The 1,274-nt window shown below is 75.0% G+C and carries 1 protein-coding gene; it reads left to right on the forward strand.

Going from position 1 to position 1,274, the window contains the following annotated elements; genetic code table 11:
- Positions 1-236 precede the first annotated feature (236 nt).
- On the forward strand, positions 237-1,274 hold a 1,038-nt coding region (locus CH341_RS31335), incomplete at its 3' end, for an FAD-binding protein (protein WP_111423609.1).

Below are 1,274 nucleotides of genomic sequence, written 5' to 3' on the forward strand. Positions count from 1 at the left end.
CTCGCGCGTCGGCGCGAGATCCGGGTGAGGGGGTGCTCACCTCACGATGGACTCGTCGACGCCGGCTCCCCCTCACCCCAGCCATCTCCCCGCCGGGGAGAGGGAGCCCCGCCGTGCACGCGGCAGGGCCGGAGAACCACCGCACCGCGGCCTGTGCACGCCCGGGACATCCGCGTGAAAAAACATGTGCCCAGGCTTGCCCGCGAGGGGAGAGGGTGGGCGCGGAGCATGACACCATGACCGACACGCTCGCGCCGCGCGATGCCGTCGAGGTGGAGGAGGCCGTGCGCTGGGCGCTCGGCGCCGGCAAGACGCTGGAGATCGTCGGGCGAGGCTCCAAGCGCGCCGTCGGCCGCCCCGCCCAGACCGACGCGACCCTCGATCTGTCCGGGCTCGCCGGCGTCACCCTCTACGAGCCGAAGGAGCTGGTGCTGTCCGCCCGCGCCGCGACGCCGATCGCGGCGGTGGAAGAACTGGTCGCCGAGAACGGCCAGGAGCTCGCCTTCGAGCCGATGGACTTTTCCGCGCTGCTCGGCGGCGCGGCGGGGGCCGGCAGCCTCGGCGGCGTGCTGGCCACCAATCTCTCGGGGCCGCGGCGCATCAAGGCCGGCGCGGCGCGCGACCACTTCCTCGGCTTCTCGGCCGTGTCGGGCCGCGGCGAGATCTTCAAGTCGGGCGGCCGGGTGGTGAAGAACGTCACCGGCTACGACCTCTCGAAGCTCCTGGCCGGCTCCTTCGGCACGCTCGCCGCGATGACGGACGTGACCATAAAGACGCTGCCGCGTGCCGAGACGGAGGCGACCGTGCTGGTCGTCGGCCTGACGCCCCAAAGGGCCGTCGGGGCCATGGCGGCCGCGATGGGATCGCCCTTCGAGGTCTCCGGCGCGGCGCATCTGCCGGCGGCGGTCGCGGCCGCGACCGAGATCGGCGCGCTGCCGGCCGGACAGGCCGTCACGGCGCTGCGGCTCGAGGGCGTCGCCCCGTCGGTCGCGCATCGCCGGGGCGGGCTCCTCGGGCTGCTCGCGGATGTCGGCGCCTGCGCGGATCTCGACGCCGACACGTCGCGACGGCTCTGGCGGGCGATCCGCGACGTGACGCCGTTCGCGGCGCGCGGCACGCCCGAGACCGACCGGCTGGTCTGGCGCATCTCGACCGCGCCGTCGCGCGGCGCCGAGCTCGCGGCCGTGATCGGCGAGCGGCTCGACGCCTCCGTGCTGTTCGACTGGGCCGGCGGTCTGATCTGGGCCTCGGTGGCCCCGTCGCCGGACGCCGGC

Source organism: Rhodoplanes roseus, assembly GCF_003258865.1.
GTDB lineage: Bacteria > Pseudomonadota > Alphaproteobacteria > Rhizobiales > Xanthobacteraceae > Rhodoplanes > Rhodoplanes roseus.